This is a genomic window from Superficieibacter sp. (assembly GCF_032071645.1).
GTDB lineage: Bacteria > Pseudomonadota > Gammaproteobacteria > Enterobacterales > Enterobacteriaceae > Superficieibacter.
Genome location: NZ_DAMAPU010000022.1, coordinates 24,100 through 39,469 on the forward strand (window position 1 = coordinate 24,100; position 15,370 = coordinate 39,469).

General features: G+C 55.7%; 12 protein-coding genes and 1 riboswitch. Of the genes, 8 read left to right on the top strand and 4 right to left on the bottom strand.

The genetic code is table 11. From position 1 onward, the window contains the following. Nucleotides 1–57 precede the first annotated feature (57 nt). Both ppc and argE read right to left on the bottom strand, forming a co-directional pair. Nucleotides 58–2,709 (bottom strand): phosphoenolpyruvate carboxylase, encoded by a 2,652-nt coding sequence (gene ppc, locus RT197_RS21210; RefSeq protein ID WP_312953200.1) that lies wholly within the window; start codon nt 2,707–2,709, stop codon nt 58–60. Between the two features lie 243 nt (nt 2,710–2,952). Next, the gene (gene argE / locus RT197_RS21215; RefSeq protein ID WP_312953201.1) at nt 2,953–4,104 is read right to left on the bottom strand and encodes an acetylornithine deacetylase; all 1,152 of its coding nucleotides are present in this window, start codon (nt 4,102–4,104) and stop codon (nt 2,953–2,955) included. Nucleotides 4,105–4,192: 88 nt separating this feature from the next. Here argE and argC point away from each other — a divergent pair, with 88 nt between their 5' ends. From argC to oxyR, 4 genes are all read left to right on the top strand, one after another. After that, complete coding sequence (argC, locus tag RT197_RS21220) at nt 4,193–5,197, top strand: N-acetyl-gamma-glutamyl-phosphate reductase (protein WP_312953202.1); 1,005 nt, start codon at nt 4,193–4,195, stop codon at nt 5,195–5,197. 6 nt (nt 5,198–5,203) lie between these two features. Next, the gene (gene argB / locus RT197_RS21225) at nt 5,204–5,980 is read left to right on the top strand and encodes an acetylglutamate kinase (protein WP_312953203.1); all 777 of its coding nucleotides are present in this window, start codon (nt 5,204–5,206) and stop codon (nt 5,978–5,980) included. Nucleotides 5,981–6,041: 61 nt separating this feature from the next. Beyond that, on the top strand, nt 6,042–7,415 hold the full coding sequence (gene argH, locus RT197_RS21230) for an argininosuccinate lyase (RefSeq protein ID WP_312953204.1): 1,374 nt from the start codon (nt 6,042–6,044) through the stop codon (nt 7,413–7,415). Between the two features lie 231 nt (nt 7,416–7,646). Then, nucleotides 7,647–8,564, top strand: a complete 918-nt coding sequence (gene oxyR / locus RT197_RS21235; RefSeq protein WP_312953205.1) for a DNA-binding transcriptional regulator OxyR — start codon at nt 7,647–7,649, stop codon at nt 8,562–8,564. On the opposite strand, the gene sthA is transcribed toward oxyR, so the two are convergent. Next, nucleotides 8,547–9,947 carry a Si-specific NAD(P)(+) transhydrogenase gene (sthA, locus tag RT197_RS21240; protein WP_312953207.1) on the bottom strand — a complete coding sequence of 467 codons (1,401 nt, stop codon included), beginning with the start codon at nt 9,945–9,947 and terminating at the stop codon, nt 8,547–8,549. The two genes, oxyR and sthA, sit on opposite strands and share 18 nt — an antisense overlap. Before the next feature lie 195 nt (nt 9,948–10,142). On the opposite strand from sthA, the gene fabR reads away from it, so the two are divergent. Together fabR and RT197_RS21250 are read left to right on the top strand one after the other, a co-directional pair. After that, nucleotides 10,143–10,778 carry an HTH-type transcriptional repressor FabR gene (gene fabR / locus RT197_RS21245; RefSeq protein WP_312953208.1) on the top strand — a complete coding sequence of 212 codons (636 nt, stop codon included), beginning with the start codon at nt 10,143–10,145 and terminating at the stop codon, nt 10,776–10,778. 12 nt (nt 10,779–10,790) lie between these two features. Then, on the top strand, nt 10,791–11,153 hold the full coding sequence (locus RT197_RS21250) for a YijD family membrane protein (RefSeq protein ID WP_312953209.1): 363 nt from the start codon (nt 10,791–10,793) through the stop codon (nt 11,151–11,153). Here RT197_RS21250 and trmA read toward each other — a convergent pair whose 3' ends face one another. After that, nucleotides 11,154–12,254: a tRNA (uridine(54)-C5)-methyltransferase TrmA gene (gene trmA / locus RT197_RS21255; protein WP_312953210.1), complete on the bottom strand. Its 1,101-nt coding sequence runs from the start codon at nt 12,252–12,254 to the stop codon at nt 11,154–11,156. Between the two features lie 104 nt (nt 12,255–12,358). Next, a riboswitch (cobalamin riboswitch) is annotated at nt 12,359–12,537 on the top strand. A 65-nt stretch (nt 12,538–12,602) separates the two neighbouring features. Here trmA and btuB point away from each other — a divergent pair. Then, the gene (gene btuB / locus RT197_RS21260) at nt 12,603–14,453 is read left to right on the top strand and encodes a TonB-dependent vitamin B12 receptor BtuB (RefSeq protein ID WP_312953211.1); all 1,851 of its coding nucleotides are present in this window, start codon (nt 12,603–12,605) and stop codon (nt 14,451–14,453) included. Beyond that, complete coding sequence (gene murI, locus RT197_RS21265) at nt 14,398–15,249, top strand: glutamate racemase (protein ID WP_312953212.1); 852 nt, start codon at nt 14,398–14,400, stop codon at nt 15,247–15,249. The genes btuB and murI overlap by 56 nt, the downstream gene beginning before the upstream one ends. The last annotated feature ends 121 nt before the right edge of the window (nt 15,250–15,370 follow it).

Consider the following 15,370-nt stretch of genomic DNA (forward strand, 5'->3'; position numbering starts at 1 on the left):
AGATAATGAAGGGGGAATGTCCCTCTCCCGCCGTGGGCGAGAGAGGGAAGGGGAGGATTAACCGGTATTACGCATCCCGGCGGCAACGCCTGCGATCGTCACCATCAGCGCCTGCTCAACGCGGGGATCCGGCTCTTTGCCTTCTTCCTCTGCGCGGCGCGAACGGTGCAGCAGTTCGGCCTGGAGCACGTTCAGCGGGTCGGTATAGACATTACGCAACTGGATAGATTCGGCAATCCACGGCAGATCCGCCATCAGATGCGAGTCGTTAGCGATCGCCAGCACGACTTTAATGTCATCTTCCAGCAGGGCGCGTAGCTCACTGCCCAGCGGCCAGAGTTCCTTTTTCACCAGCCGTTGGTCGTAATACTCTGCCAGCCATAGATCGGCTTTCGAATAGACCATCTCCAGCATTCCCAGACGGGTAGAGAAGAACGGCCAGTCGCGACACATGGCTTCCAGTTCGCTTTGCTTACCGTCTTCCACCACTTTTTGCAGTGCGGCCCCCGCGCCCAGCCAGGCGGGAAGCATCAGACGGTTCTGGGTCCAGGCGAAGATCCATGGAATAGCACGCAGCGATTCGACCCCGCCAGTCGGACGGCGTTTTGCCGGACGCGATCCCAGCGGCAGTTTACCCAACTCCTGTTCAGGCGTGGCAGAGCGGAAGTAAGGCACAAAGTCTTCGTTTTCACGCACGAAACCCCGGTACATATCGCAGGAGATATCCGACAGTTCGTTCATGATATGACGCCAGGCATCTTTGGGTTCCGGCGGTGGTAGCAGGTTAGCTTCCAGAATCGCACCGGTATAGAGCGACAGACTGCTGATGGTGATTTCCGGCAGGCCGTACTTAAAGCGAATCATTTCGCCCTGCTCGGTAACGCGCAGCCCGCCTTTCAGGCTTCCCGGCGGCTGGGAGAGCAGCGCCGCGTGGGCTGGCGCGCCACCACGACCAATCGAGCCGCCACGGCCGTGGAACAGCGTCAGTTCAATCCCGGCTTTTTCGCAGGTTTTGATCAGTGCATCCTGCGCCTGATACTGCGCCCAGGATGCCGCCATCACGCCCGCATCTTTTGCCGAGTCGGAGTAGCCAATCATCACCATCTGCTTGCCCTGGATGAAGCCGCGATACCAGTCGATGTTCAGCAACTGGCTCATGACATCGTTGGCATTATTCAGGTCGTCGAGAGTTTCAAACAGCGGCGCAACCGGCAGCGCAAAGCCGATACCCGCTTCTTTAAGCAGCAGGTGAACGGCCAGCACGTCAGACGGCGTTTTCGCCATTGAAATAACGTAAGCGGCAACCGAGCCGTAAGGCGCTTCCGCAATCACTTTGCAGGTATCAAGCACTTCACGCGTTTCTTCGCTCGGTTCCCACTGGCGCGGCAGCAGCGGACGTTTGGAGTTGAGTTCACGGATCAGGAAGGCTTGTTTATCCGCTTCCGACCAGCTTTCGTAGTCGCCAATGCCGAGGTAGCGGGTCAGTTCGCCCAGCGCTTCGGTATGACGGGTGCTTTCCTGACGAATATCAATACGCACCAGCGGGACGCCGAAACACTTCACGCGGCGCAGGGTGTCGAGCAGTTCGCCGTTGGCGATGATGCCCAGCCCGCACGCCTGAAGAGACTGGTAGCAGGCGTACAGCGGTTCCCACAGCTGCTCGTTCTGGGTCAGCAGGCCCGTTGGCTTCGGTAGCTTTTGCCCTTTCAGACGCGCTTCCAGCCAGGTTTGCGTTGCCATGAGCTGACCGCGCAGATTTTTCAGCAGGTAACGGTACGGCTCCTGCGCACCCGCTTCTCCGACCAGCTCACGCAGGTCGTCGCTGCATTCGACCATCGACAGTTCGGAGATCAATAGCTGAATATCTTTCAGGAACAGGTCGGTGGCTTTCCAGCGGCTCAGCAGCAGGACATGGCGGGAAATGTCGGCGGTGACGTTCGGGTTGCCGTCGCGGTCGCCGCCCATCCAGGAGGTGAAACGCACCGGGACAAAATCTACCGGTAGCCGATAGCCAAGGTGTTCTTCCAGTTGTTCGTTCAGTTCGCGCAGGTAATTCGGCACACCTTCCCACAGACTGTTTTCCACCACCGCAAAGCCCCATTTCGCTTCGTCTACCGGCGACGGACGATGTTTACGGATTTCATCCGTATGCCAGGACTGGGCGATCAACTGGCGCAGACGGCGCATCAGCTGATTGCGTTCGTAATCCACCAGATCGTTGTTATCAAGCTGCTTCAGGCAGGTGTTGACCTCACCCATTTTGTGGATCAGGGTACGGCGGGTGATTTCCGTCGGGTGGGCGGTCAGCACCAGCTCCAGCGACAGAGACTCAACCGCTTTTTTAATCACGGCCTCGCTAAGTTCCGGCTGATTTTTCAGTTTTTTGAGGGTGCGGGCGATAATTTCCGGGTTGCTGGCACCTTCGCCCTTCGGCGAGATGCTGTGATACTGTTCGGCGGTATTCGCCAGGTTCAGAAACTGGCTGAAGGCACGAGCCACCGGCAGCAGCTCGTCATTGGACAAGTTTTGCAGCGTGGTCAGCAGCTCCTGACGATTGGCTTCGTTTCCCGCACGGGAGGATTTCGACAGCTTACGGATCGTTTCTACGCGGTCGAGGATGTTTTCTCCCAGCGCGTCTTTGATGGTCTCTCCCAGCAGTTTGCCGAGCATACTGACATTACTACGCAAAGCGGAATATTGTTCGTTCATGTTACCCCAGACACCCCATCTCATTTTATTTTGTTATACCCAATTCTCTGCAACAGGGAGCATCGGGTATATGACACCGTCTTTTATAAAGCCACGTAAAACCCCTGACGTCAATTGCTGCGAAATCGCTTCAGCAAACGAATAAATGACGGCAATTTACGAAATTTAATTCACGTTAAAACAGATAAGTGGTGCTTATGGAAGCGGGCGGATTTTACCCGCTTCGTGCCGACAAAAATGCGCTTAATGCCAGCAAAAATGGTGCACAACCTGCGTGATTAACTCGCGCGTCGGTTTGATATACCGCGTCTCCAGATATTCATCCGGCTGATGCGCCTGATTGATCGATCCGGGGCCAAGTACCAGCGTCGGGCAGCGGGTCTGGATGAACGGCGCTTCGGTACAGTAATTCACCACTTCGGTTTGCGCGCCAAGCAGTTTTTCAACCACCTGCACCAGCTGGTGATCCGGCGGGCATTCGTAGCCCGGAATCGGCGGATGCAACTCAGAGATGGTCAGACGGCCCGGCCAGCGTTCGCTTACCGGAGCCAGCGCGTCGTTCAGCAGGCCGTTAAGATCGTCAAGCGTCATGCCCGGCAGCGGGCGGATGTCCATATGCAGCTCGCAGCAGGCGCAGATGCGGTTTGCCGCATCGCCGCCGTGAATATGACCGAGGTTGAGCGTCGGATAAGGCACGGTAAATGCCTCATAGTGAAAGCGCTCTTTTAAATTGTCGCGCAGGTGCAGGATGTGACCGATGGCATCATGCATCAGCTCAATCGCATTAACGCCGCGCGCCGGATCGCTGGAGTGACCGGACTGACCGAGCACGCGGATGGCGTTAGAAATGTGGCCTTTATGCGCGCGCACCGGCTGGAGCGACGTCGGCTCACCGATGATGGCACAATCCGGGCGCAGCTCGGTGGTTTCGGCGAAATAGCGCGCGCCGGCCATGCTGGTTTCTTCATCGGCGGTGGCGAGCACGTAGAGCGGTTTTTTCAACCGGGTGACGTCAACATCCCGCAGGGCGTCGAGCACAAAAGCGAAAAAGCCTTTCATATCCGCCGTGCCGAGGCCATAGAGTTTGCCTTCATGCTCGGTCAGGGTGAACGGATCGCGGGTCCAGCGACCGTCATCAAAGGGCACCGTGTCGGTGTGGCCTGCGAGCAGCAGTCCGCCCGCGCCGTGCCCGATGCTGGCCAGCATATTAAATTTGTTGCGCGTGCCGGGCACCGGTTGCACTTCAACATTGAACCCAAGATCGCCGAACCATCCCGCCAGCAGAGTGATTAAAGAAGCATTACTCTGATCGAGCGCTTCTTCGGTCGCGCTAATGGACGGCGTGGCAATCAGGGCGCGGTAGATCTCGATAAATGGGGGTAGTTTATTTTTCATTGTTGACACACCTAAGGTCGTGATAGTATCAATATTCATGCATTATTTGTGAATAAAAATACACTAACGTTGAACGTAAAGGAACCCGATGTTGAATACGCTGATTGTTGGCGCTAGCGGTTATGCGGGCGCTGAACTTGTAAGTTACGTGAATCGCCATCCTCATATGACCATAACCGCTTTGACCGTGTCAGCGCAAAGCAATGATGCAGGAAAGTTAATTTCTGATTTGCATCCGCAGCTGAAGGGCATTGTCGATCTGCCGTTGCAGCCGATGTCCGATATCAGCGAGTTTAGCGCAGGCGTGGATATCGTGTTCCTTGCTACCGCCCATGAAGTCAGCCATGACCTGGCCCCGCAGTTTCTGGCGGCGGGCTGCGTGGTGTTCGACCTGTCCGGCGCATTCCGCGTAAATGACAGCGCGTTCTATGAAAAATATTACGGCTTCACCCATCAGCATCCTGACCTGCTGGAGCAGGCGGTTTACGGGCTGGCGGAGTGGAGCGCGGCTAAGCTGAAAGACGCAACGCTGGTGGCCGTTCCGGGCTGCTACCCGACGGCGGCGCAGCTGGCGCTGAAGCCCCTCATTGATAATGACTTACTGAATGTGAATCAGTGGCCGGTGATCAACGCTACCAGCGGCGTGAGCGGCGCGGGGCGCAAGGCGGCTATTTCGAACAGTTTTTGCGAAGTGAGCCTGCAACCCTACGGCATTTTTAATCATCGCCATCACCCGGAAATCAGCACTCATCTCGGCACAGACGTGATTTTCACTCCGCATCTGGGTAGTTTTCCGCGCGGCATTCTGGAAACCATCACCTGCCGTCTGAACGCGGGCGTGACGGCGCAACAGGTAGGCGAGGCGTATCGCCAGGCCTATGCTGAGAAACCGCTGGTGCGCCTGTACGATAAAGGCGTTCCGGCACTGAAAAACGTGGTTGGTCTGCCATTCTGCGATATCGGCTTTGCGGTGCAGGGCGAACATCTTATTGTGGTGGCAGCGGAAGATAATCTGCTGAAGGGCGCAGCGGCGCAGGCGATGCAGTGCGCAAATATTCGTTTTGGCTTTGCTGAAACTTTGTCTCTTATTTAAGGTGCGATGATGAATCCATTAATTATCAAACTCGGTGGCGTTCTTCTGGATAGCGAAGAGGCGCTGGAGCGTCTGTTTACCGCGCTGGTCAACTACCGCGAGTCGCATCAGCGTCCGCTGGTGATTGTTCATGGCGGCGGTTGCGTGGTCGATGAGTTGATGAAGCAGCTCAATCTGCCGGTGACGAAGAAAAACGGCCTGCGCGTCACGCCTGCCGATCAGATTGATATCATTACCGGCGCGCTGGCGGGGACCGCCAATAAAACGCTGCTGGCGTGGGCGAAGAAGCACCAGATTGCGTCGGTGGGGCTGTTTCTTGGCGACGGTGACAGCGTGAAAGTGACCCAGCTTGATGAATCGCTGGGCCACGTCGGGCTGGCGCAGCCTGGCTCGCCGACGCTGATTAACAGCCTGCTGGCGGGTGGTTTTCTGCCGGTCGTCAGTTCCATTGGCGTGACCGATGAAGGGCAACTGATGAACGTCAATGCTGATCAGGCGGCGACGGCGCTGGCGGCGACGCTGGGTGCTGACTTGATCCTACTGTCTGACGTCAGCGGCATTCTGGATGGCAAAGGCCAGCGGATCGCTGAAATGACGGCGGCAAAAGCGGAACAGCTGATCGCCCAGGGCATCATTACCGATGGCATGATTGTCAAAGTGAATGCGGCGCTCGACGCAGCCCGCACGCTGGGTCGCCCGGTGGATATCGCCTCATGGCGTCATGCGGAGCAACTGCCCGCGCTGTTTAACGGGACCTCCATCGGTACGCGTATTCTGGCATAAGATTACCTTTCCCTCTGACGACCGCAGGGGGATACATTCAACAAATTTAAGGAAGCACACTATGGCACTTTGGGGCGGGCGTTTTACTCAGGCGGCAGATCGGCGGTTCAAACAGTTCAACGACTCTTTGCGCTTTGATTACCGACTGGCAGAGCAGGATATTATTGGCTCTGTGGCCTGGTCGAAAGCGCTGGTGACGGTGGGCGTCTTAACGGCTGATGAGCAGTTACAGCTTGAAGAAGCGTTGAACGTCCTGCTGGAGGAAGTGCGCACCGATCCGCAGCAAATCCTCGAAAGCGATGCGGAAGATATTCATAGCTGGGTGGAAGGTAAGCTGATCGCTAAGGTCGGCCAGCTCGGTAAAAAGCTGCATACCGGACGCAGTCGTAACGATCAGGTGGCAACCGATCTCAAACTGTGGTGCAAAGATACCGTCGGCGAGCTACTGACCGCTAACCGTCAGTTGCAGAGTGCGCTGGTGGAGACGGCGGAGAATAATCAGGACGCGGTAATGCCGGGTTACACTCACCTGCAACGCGCGCAGCCGGTGACGTTTGCCCACTGGTGTCTGGCTTATGTCGAAATGCTGGCGCGTGACGAAAGCCGTTTACAGGATGCGCTTAAGCGTCTTGATATTAGCCCGCTGGGATGTGGCGCGCTGGCGGGCACTGCGTATGAAATCGACCGTGAACAGCTGGCGGGCTGGCTGGGTTTTGCTTCGGCAACCCGGAACAGCCTGGATAGCGTTTCCGATCGCGATCATGTGCTGGAACTGCTTTCTGACGCCTCTATCGGGATGGTTCACCTTTCCCGTTTTGCCGAAGACCTGATTTTCTTCAACACTGGCGAGGCCGGTTTTGTCGAGCTTTCCGATCGCGTAACGTCGGGTTCTTCCTTAATGCCGCAAAAGAAAAACCCGGATGCGCTGGAGCTGATCCGGGGTAAATGCGGTCGCGTGCAGGGCGCGCTGACCGGCATGATGATGACCCTGAAAGGTCTGCCGCTGGCGTATAACAAAGATATGCAGGAAGACAAAGAAGGACTGTTTGACGCGCTGGATACCTGGCTTGACTGCCTGCATATGGCGGCGCTGGTGCTGGACGGCATTCAGGTGAAACGTCCGCGCTGTCAGGAAGCGGCGCAGCAGGGCTATGCGAACGCGACCGAGCTGGCGGATTATCTGGTCGCCAAAGGCGTGCCGTTCCGTGAGGCGCACCATATTGTGGGCGAGGCGGTGGTTGAGGCTATCCGTCAGGGCAAGCCGCTGGAAGAACTGTCGCTCGGTGATTTGCAAAAATTCAGTCCGGTGATTGGCGATGATGTTTATCCCATTCTGGCCCTGCAATCCTGTCTGGATAAGCGCGCGGCGAAAGGCGGTGTGTCACCGCAACAGGTGGCGCTGGCGATTGAGCAAGCGAAGGCCCGGCTGATTTAAGCCCGGATAATTTCCCCAGGGCAAAAAAAAGCGGACCGTCTTGGTCCGCAAATAATTCACGTTGGCTTTAGGTTTCGAGAGAGACTCTCTGAAGGAGCAGTGGCTTCGAGGGTTAAACAAAGTACCGTCTCGCTTCTGATGACAATTATTGTACAGAACGCTTGATAGGGATAATCGTTCGTTGCTATGCTATCTATCGCCATGAACTATCGTGGCGATGGAGGAAGAACAATGAATATCCGCGATCTTGAATACCTTGTCGCGCTGGCCGAGCACCGCCATTTCCGCCGGGCCGCCGATTCTTGTCACGTCAGCCAGCCCACGCTGAGCGGTCAAATTCGCAAACTGGAAGACGAACTGGGCGTGATGCTGCTGGAACGCACCAGCCGCAAAGTGCTGTTCACCCAGGCAGGGCTGCTGCTGGTAGACCAGGCGCGCACCGTGCTGCGTGAGGTCAAAGTACTTAAGGAGATGGCGAGCCAGCAGGGCGAAACCATGTCCGGCCCGCTGCATATCGGTCTGATCCCAACGGTCGGGCCTTATCTGCTCCCGCATATTATTCCCATGTTGCATCAGGCGTTTCCAAAGCTGGAAATGTATCTGCACGAAGCGCAAACGCATCAGCTCCTTGCCCAGCTTGACAGCGGTAAGCTGGATTGCGCGATCCTCGCGCTGGTCAAAGAGAGCGAGGCGTTTATTGAAGTCCCGCTGTTTGATGAGCCGATGAAGCTGGCGATTTATGAAGATCACCCGTGGGCGGAGCGCGACCGCGTGCCGATGTCCGATCTGGCGGGCGAAAAACTGCTGATGCTGGAAGACGGTCACTGCCTGCGCGATCAGGCGATGGGATTCTGCTTCGAAGCGGGCGCGGATGAAGATACCCACTTTCGCGCAACCAGTCTGGAAACGCTACGCAATATGGTGGCGGCGGGAAGCGGCATCACGCTTCTGCCTGCGCTGTCTGTGCCACAGGAGCACAAGCGCGACGGTGTGGTTTATCTGCCCTGCATTAAGCCGGAACCGCGCCGCACCGTCGGGCTGGTGTACCGTCCGGGATCGCCGCTGCGCAGCCGTTATGAACAGCTGGCGGAGGCCATCCGCGAGAAGATGGATGGCCACTTTGAACAGACGTTAAAACAGGCGGTTTAACCCGTTTAGTGCCGCAACCCGATAGGCTTCCGCCATCGTCGGGTAGTTGAAGGTGGTGTTAACAAAGTATTCAATGGTGTTACCGCCACCTTTCTGCTCCATAATCGCCTGGCCGATGTGAATAATTTCGGCCGCGCGCTCGCCAAAGCAGTGAATGCCAAGGATCTCTTTCGTCTCCCGATGGAAGAGGATTTTCAGGGTGCCGACGTTCATCCCCACGATTTGCGCGCGCGCCAGATGCTTAAACTGCGCCCGCCCGACTTCGTATGGCACTTTCATCGCCGTCAGCTGCTGCTCGGTTTTACCGACGGAACTGATTTCCGGGATAGTATAAATACCGGTGGGAATATCTTCTATCAGATGCGCGGTGGCTTCGCCTTTGCTCATGGCCTGCGCGGCGATGCGACCCTGATCGTAAGCGGCAGACGCCAGACTCGGATAACCAATCACATCTCCAACCGCATAAATGTGCGGCAGGGCGGTCTGGTACATGCTGTTGACTTTCAGTTGCCCCCGGTTGTCCGCCTGTAACCCGATATTTTCCAGCGCCAGCGAGTCGGTGTTGCCGGTACGTCCGTTGGCATACAGCAGGCAATCCGCCTTGAGCTTTTTGCCGGATTGCAGATGCATGATCACGCCGTCGTCCGTGCCTTCAATGCGCTCATACTCTTCGTTATGGCGAATGACCACGCCGCTGTTCCAGAAATGATAGGAGAGCGAATCGGACATCTCCTGATCGAGAAACGCCAGCAGGCGATCGCGGGTATTAATAAGATCGACTTTGACATCCATTCCCCGAAAGATCGACGCATATTCGCAGCCGATCACCCCGGCACCGTAGATGATCACATGACGGGGTTCATGGTGCAGGCTCAGGATTGAGTCGCTGTCATAGATGCGCGGATGAGAAAAATCGACGTTAGCCGGACGGTAGGGGCGCGAGCCGCAGGCAATCACGAATTTTTCCGCCGTCAGCGTTTCCACCGTGCCGTCGTGGCAGGTCAGCGCCAGCGTATGCTCATCCACGAAGCTGGCGTCGCCCTGCAAAATTTCACAGTGGTTACGCTCGTAAAAACCCTGACGCATCCGCGTCTGCTGGTTAATGACGTTATCAGCATGGTTGAGAATATCGGCGAAAGAGGAGCGTAAAAGCCGGGAATGGTCGCTATAAAGCGGGTTTTGGTTGAATTCGATAATACGGCTGACGGCGTGGCGAAGGGCTTTGGAGGGGATGGTGCCCCAGTGAGTACAGCCGCCGCCGACGTTGTGATAGCGCTCAATGACGGCGACCCGCGCTCCCTGCTTAACCAGACCCATCGCAGCGCCTTCGCCGCCCGGTCCAGACCCAATGACTATTGCATCATAATCCCAGGAATGTGGCATGGTATGACTCACCTGTTTTTATACATAAAATAAACATGATGATAACATTTGCCGTTCTTTAACCCAATTATCGTTATGCTTTTTTGCGCAATAAAGCTGAAACAGCTCGTAAACAATCATTCACATCCTGCGCAAACAGATCCTTTTTAATCTCTGGTATAGTGCTTTCTGGGCCTTAGGAAGGATTCAGACATCGTGATGGGCGTAAGAGCGCAACAAAAAGAAAAAACCCGGCGTTCGCTGGTAGAAGCGGCATTTAGTCAACTGAGCGCAGAGCGCAGTTTTGCCAGCCTGAGCCTGCGTGAAGTCGCGCGCGAGGCGGGGATTGCGCCCACTTCATTTTATCGCCATTTTCGCGATGTGGATGAACTGGGCCTGACCATGGTCGACGAGAGCGGGCTGATGCTGCGCCAGCTGATGCGTCAGGCGCGTCAGCGTATTGCCAAAGGCGGCAGCGTGATCCGCACATCGGTCTCCACGTTTATGGAGTTTATCGGCAATAACCCGAATGCCTTCCGCCTGCTTTTGCGTGAGCGTTCGGGCACATCAAGCGCATTTCGCGCCGCCGTTGCGCGTGAAATTCAGCATTTTATTGCGGAACTTGCCGACTATCTGGAAATCGAAAATCACATGCCGCGTGCCTTTACGGAAGCGCAGGCGGAAGCAATGGTCACCATTGTGTTTAGCGCTGGCGCAGAGGCGCTGGACGTGAGCGCCGAGCAGCGCAGGCAATTAGAAGAGCGGCTGGTGTTACAACTGCGCATGATCTCGAAGGGCGCTTATTACTGGTATCGTCGGGAGCAGGAAAAGCCGACACCTCACCCGGAGTAAAAAGGAAGGGCAATGAAACAGACCGATCAGGATCGAGGCACGCTGCTGCTGGCGCTAATCGCTGGCTTATCTGTCAATGGCACTTTCGCCGCGCTGTTTAGCGCCATCGTGCCGTTCTCTGTATTCCCCATTATTTCGCTGGTGCTGACGGTGTACTGTCTGCACCAGCGCTACCAGAATCGCACCATGCCCGTGGGGTTACCGGGGCTGTCCGCAGGCTGCTTTATTCTCGGTATTCTGCTGTACAGCACGGTGGTGCGGGCAGAATATCCGGCGATTGGCTCTAACTTCCTGCCTGCGGTGCTGTCGGTGATCCTGGTGTTCTGGGTCGGCAGCCGGGTACGCCATCGCAGGCATAACGTTTCCAAAGAGTAATCACTTGCGGGTAAGCAGCACCCCGCACTCCATATGGTGCGTGTAGGGAAACTGATCGAACAATGCCAGGCGCGAGACGTTGTGCGTCTGGCTTAGCGTCTCCAGGTTTTTGCACAGCGTTTCCGGGTTGCAGGAGATGTACAGGATGCGCGGATACGCCTGCACCATTTTCTCGGTTTCGCTGTCCAGCCCGCTGCGCGGTGGATCGACAAAAATCGTTTCGCACTGATAGCTCTTCAGATCAATCCCCTGTAAACGGTTAAATTCGCGCACGCCGTTCATCGCCTGGGTGAATTCTTCCGCCGCCATGCGGATAATCTGCACGTTATCAATATGGTTGGCGCTGATGTTGTACTGGGCCGCCGCAACGGAAGGTTTCGCGATTTCGGTCGCCAGCACGCGGTCAAAATTGCGCGCCAGCGCCAGCGAAAAATTACCGTTGCCGCAGTACAGCTCCAGCAAATCGCCGGTGGCGTCCCGGGTGGCGTCCAGCGCCCATTCCAGCATCTGAATGTTCATCGCTGCATTAGGCTGGGTGAAGCTGTTTTCTACCTGACGATAGATCATTTCACGTCCGGCGACGGGCAGTCGCTCGTCGATATAATCCTGGTCCAGCGCGATTTTGGTTTTGGTCGCCCGGCCAATCAGATGCACATTGAGATTTTGCGCACGCAGGACATCGCGCAGCGCCTCCGCCTCCTGACGCCACTCGTCATCCAGCTTTTTATGGTACAGCAGCGAGATCACCGCCTGATTGCTCAGGGTGGTGAGGTAATCGATCTGAAAGAGCTTGTGACGCAGAACGCGGTTATGACGCACGCCTTCAATCATCGCCGTCATCAGTTGATTGATCAGCTCACTCGCGGCCGGAAAGCGGTCAACGCGAATGCGGCTTTTGGTCTGTTGATCGAACATGATGTGGTAGAGGTCATCGCCGTCATGCCAGAGACGGAATTCGGCACGCATCCGGTAATGACTGACCGGAGAACGAAACACCTCCGGCACCCGCGCGGTAAACGGCTGCATCATGCTTTGCAGGCGGACAACTTTCTCAGCAAGCTGCGCTTCGTACTGGTCTGTCGGAAGGTGTTCGGGGGTCATGATCGGTCCTGAATAATAAAAGTACGCGGGGATTGTAGGGATTGCTCAGGGGATGTCCAGCCCTCGATGCTTAAATAGATGTCTGGACTTCTGCATAAGACTAAATGTAGCATCCCCGTTCCGGTCCTGTGAGTTAAAAGGGAATCCAGTGTAAATCTGGGGCTGACGCGCAGCGGTAAGGAAAGTTGGGATGAGTGCAAACGCAGACACTGCCGCAAGGTGGGAAGTCATCATCCTGAAAAATTTCCAAGCCCGAAGACCTGCCGGGAAACGTCGCATTTGGCTACCATCATCGCGTGCTATCGATGGAGCCTGCGGCATCCTTCTTATATTGTGGATGCTTTTACAATGATTAAAAAAGCTTCGCTGCTGACGGCGCTCTCCGTCACGGCTTTTTCTGGCTGGGCGCAGGATAGCAACCCGGACACTCTGGTGGTAACAGCAAATCGTTTTCAACAGCCGGTGAATACCGTTCTGGCACCGGTCAGCATCGTCACCCGTCAGGATATCGATCGCTGGCAGTCAACGACGGTAACGGACGTCATGCGTCGTTTGCCGGGCGTGGATATTGCGCAGAATGGCGGCATGGGCCAGCAGTCCTCTCTCTTTATTCGCGGCACTAATTCCAGCCACGTGCTGATTCTGGTCGATGGTATTCGCCTCAACCAGGCGGGCGTGAGCGGATCTTCCGATCTCAGCCAGTTCCCGATTTCGCTGGTGCAGCGCATTGAATATATTCGCGGACCGCGCTCGGCGGTATATGGTTCCGATGCCATCGGCGGCGTGGTGAATATTATCACCACGCGTGAAAAAGACGGGACGACGCTGAATGCCGGGGTAGGATCGCACGGTTATCAAAATTACGGCGGCAGCACCCAGCAGACGCTCGGCGAAAATACCCGCGCGACGCTGGCGGGCGATTATACGTATACCAAAGGCTTTGATATTAAAGCCGACGGAAATACGGGTGGATTAGCGCAGCCGGATGACGATGGTTTTATGAATAAGACGCTGTACGGCGCCCTTGAGCATAATTTCTCTGACCAGTGGAGCGGGTTTGTGCGCGGCTACGGTTACAACAACCGTACCGACTACGAAGGCTATTACAGCTCGTTTACCCCGGACACGCTGGTGGATACTCGTCAGCTATACAGCCAGACCTGGAACGCGGGCCTGCGCTTTAATAATGATATCTTCCATTCCCAGCTCTATTCCGGTTACAGCCACAGTAAGGATTTCAACTACGATCCGCATCTGGGGCGCTATGACTCTTCCGCTACGCTGGACGAAATCAAACAGTACAACCTGCAATGGGCGAACTCGGTTGATGTCGGACACGGAAATATTGGCGCAGGCGTGGACTGGCAGAAACAAAGTACCGAGCCGGGTACTAACTATGTGACGGATGGCTACGATCTGCGAAACACTGGCGTTTATTTGACCGCGCTGCAACAGATTGATGCCTTTACCCTCGAAGGCGCAGCACGTAGCGATGATAACTCCCAGTTCGGTCAGCATGAAACCTGGCAGGGAAGCGCGGCATGGGAGTTTATCGAAGGCTATCGTTTCGTGGCATCTTACGGCACCGCGTTTAAAGCGCCGAATCTTGGACAGCTTTACGGTTTCTATGGCAACGACAATCTCGACCCGGAAAAAAGCAAACAGTGGGAAGGGGCTTTCGAAGGCCTTACGGCCGGGGTGAACTGGCGCGTATCGGGCTATCGCAATGACATTGATAATCTGATCGATTATGACGATCAATTAATGTCGTATTACAACGTTGGTAAAGCGCGGATTAAGGGCGTTGAAGCGACGGCCTCCTTTGATACCGGGCCAGTAACGCACAGCGTGGGTTACGACTATGTTGATGCGCGTAATGCGCTGACCGATAAGCCGCTGGCGCGCCGGGCGAAACAGCAGGTGAAGTATCAGCTTGATACTCAGCTCTACAACGCTGACTGGAGCCTGACTTATCACTATCTGGGTACCCGGTACGACGCGGACTACAGCACTTATCCAACCCGCAATGTGAAAATGGGCGGCGTAAGTTTGTGGGATGCAGCAGTTTCGTATCCAGTCACCTCACACCTGACAGTTCGTGGTAAAATAGCCAACCTGTTCGATAAAGATTACGAGACAGTTTATGGCTACCAAACTGCAGGACGGGAATACACCTTGTCTGGCAGCTACACCTTCTAATCCGCGACCCACCGTGCTGGTGTTTGACTCCGGCGTCGGTGGGTTATCGGTCTATGATGAGATCCGGCATCTCCTGCCGGATCTGCACTATATCTATGTTTTCGACAACGTCGCATTTCCTTATGGAGAGAAAAGCGAAGCGTTCATCGTTGAGCGCGTTGTTGAAATCGTTACTGCGGTTCAGAGCCGCTATCCCCTGGCACTGGCGGTGATCGCCTGTAACTCGGCCAGCACCGTTTCACTTCCTGCGCTGCGTGAAAAATTCACGTTCCCGGTGGTGGGCGTGGTTCCTGCGATCAAACCTGCGGCGCGCTTGACGGCTAATGGCATTGTCGGATTGCTGGCGACACGCGGCACGGTGAAACGTCCTTATACCCACGAGCTAATTGCACGCTTTGCCAATGAATGCCGAATCGAAATGCTTGGCTCTGCGGAGCTGGTGGAGCTGGCGGAGGCCAAACTGCACGGCAACCCTGTACCCTTAGACGAACTGCGCCGTATTTTACGTCCGTGGCTGCGGATGCCTGAACCGCCGGATACCGTTGTGCTCGGATGTACTCACTTCCCGCTATTACAGGAAGAATTATCGCAGGTGCTGCCGGAAGGCACCCGGCTGATCGATTCCGGTGCGGCAATTGCTCGCCGAACGGCCTGGCTACTTGAACATGAAGCACCGGATGCGAAATCAACCGCTGCGAATATGGCTTTCTGTATGGCTCTCATGCCAGCGACTGAACAATTACTGCCCGTTTTACAGCGCTACGGCTTTGAAACGCTCGAAAAACTGGCAGTTTAATGGTGTTTTGCGTAAAAAAGAGACGGTTGAAAAGTTTTTTGAAAAGAGGGCTTGTCAACGCCGAAGAACTCCCTATAATGCGCCTCCACTGACACGGAACAACGGCACACAGGCCGCCGGG

Excerpts from the sequence above, each read along its gene's own strand:
- ppc (WP_312953200.1), bottom strand. The coding sequence starts at position 2,709 with ATGAACGAACAATATTCCGCTTTGCGTAGTAATGTCAGTATGCTCGGC.
- argE (WP_312953201.1), bottom strand. The coding sequence starts at position 4,104 with ATGAAAAATAAACTACCCCCATTTATCGAGATCTACCGCGCCCTGATT.
- argC (WP_312953202.1), top strand. The coding sequence starts at position 4,193 with ATGTTGAATACGCTGATTGTTGGCGCTAGCGGTTATGCGGGCGCTGAA.
- argB (WP_312953203.1), top strand. The coding sequence starts at position 5,204 with ATGATGAATCCATTAATTATCAAACTCGGTGGCGTTCTTCTGGATAGC.
- argH (WP_312953204.1), top strand. The coding sequence starts at position 6,042 with ATGGCACTTTGGGGCGGGCGTTTTACTCAGGCGGCAGATCGGCGGTTC.
- oxyR (WP_312953205.1), top strand. The coding sequence starts at position 7,647 with ATGAATATCCGCGATCTTGAATACCTTGTCGCGCTGGCCGAGCACCGC.
- sthA (WP_312953207.1), bottom strand. The coding sequence starts at position 9,947 with ATGCCACATTCCTGGGATTATGATGCAATAGTCATTGGGTCTGGACCG.
- RT197_RS21250 (WP_312953209.1), top strand. The coding sequence starts at position 10,791 with ATGAAACAGACCGATCAGGATCGAGGCACGCTGCTGCTGGCGCTAATC.
- trmA (WP_312953210.1), bottom strand. The coding sequence starts at position 12,254 with ATGACCCCCGAACACCTTCCGACAGACCAGTACGAAGCGCAGCTTGCT.
- btuB (WP_312953211.1), top strand. The coding sequence starts at position 12,603 with ATGATTAAAAAAGCTTCGCTGCTGACGGCGCTCTCCGTCACGGCTTTT.
- murI (WP_312953212.1), top strand. The coding sequence starts at position 14,398 with ATGGCTACCAAACTGCAGGACGGGAATACACCTTGTCTGGCAGCTACA.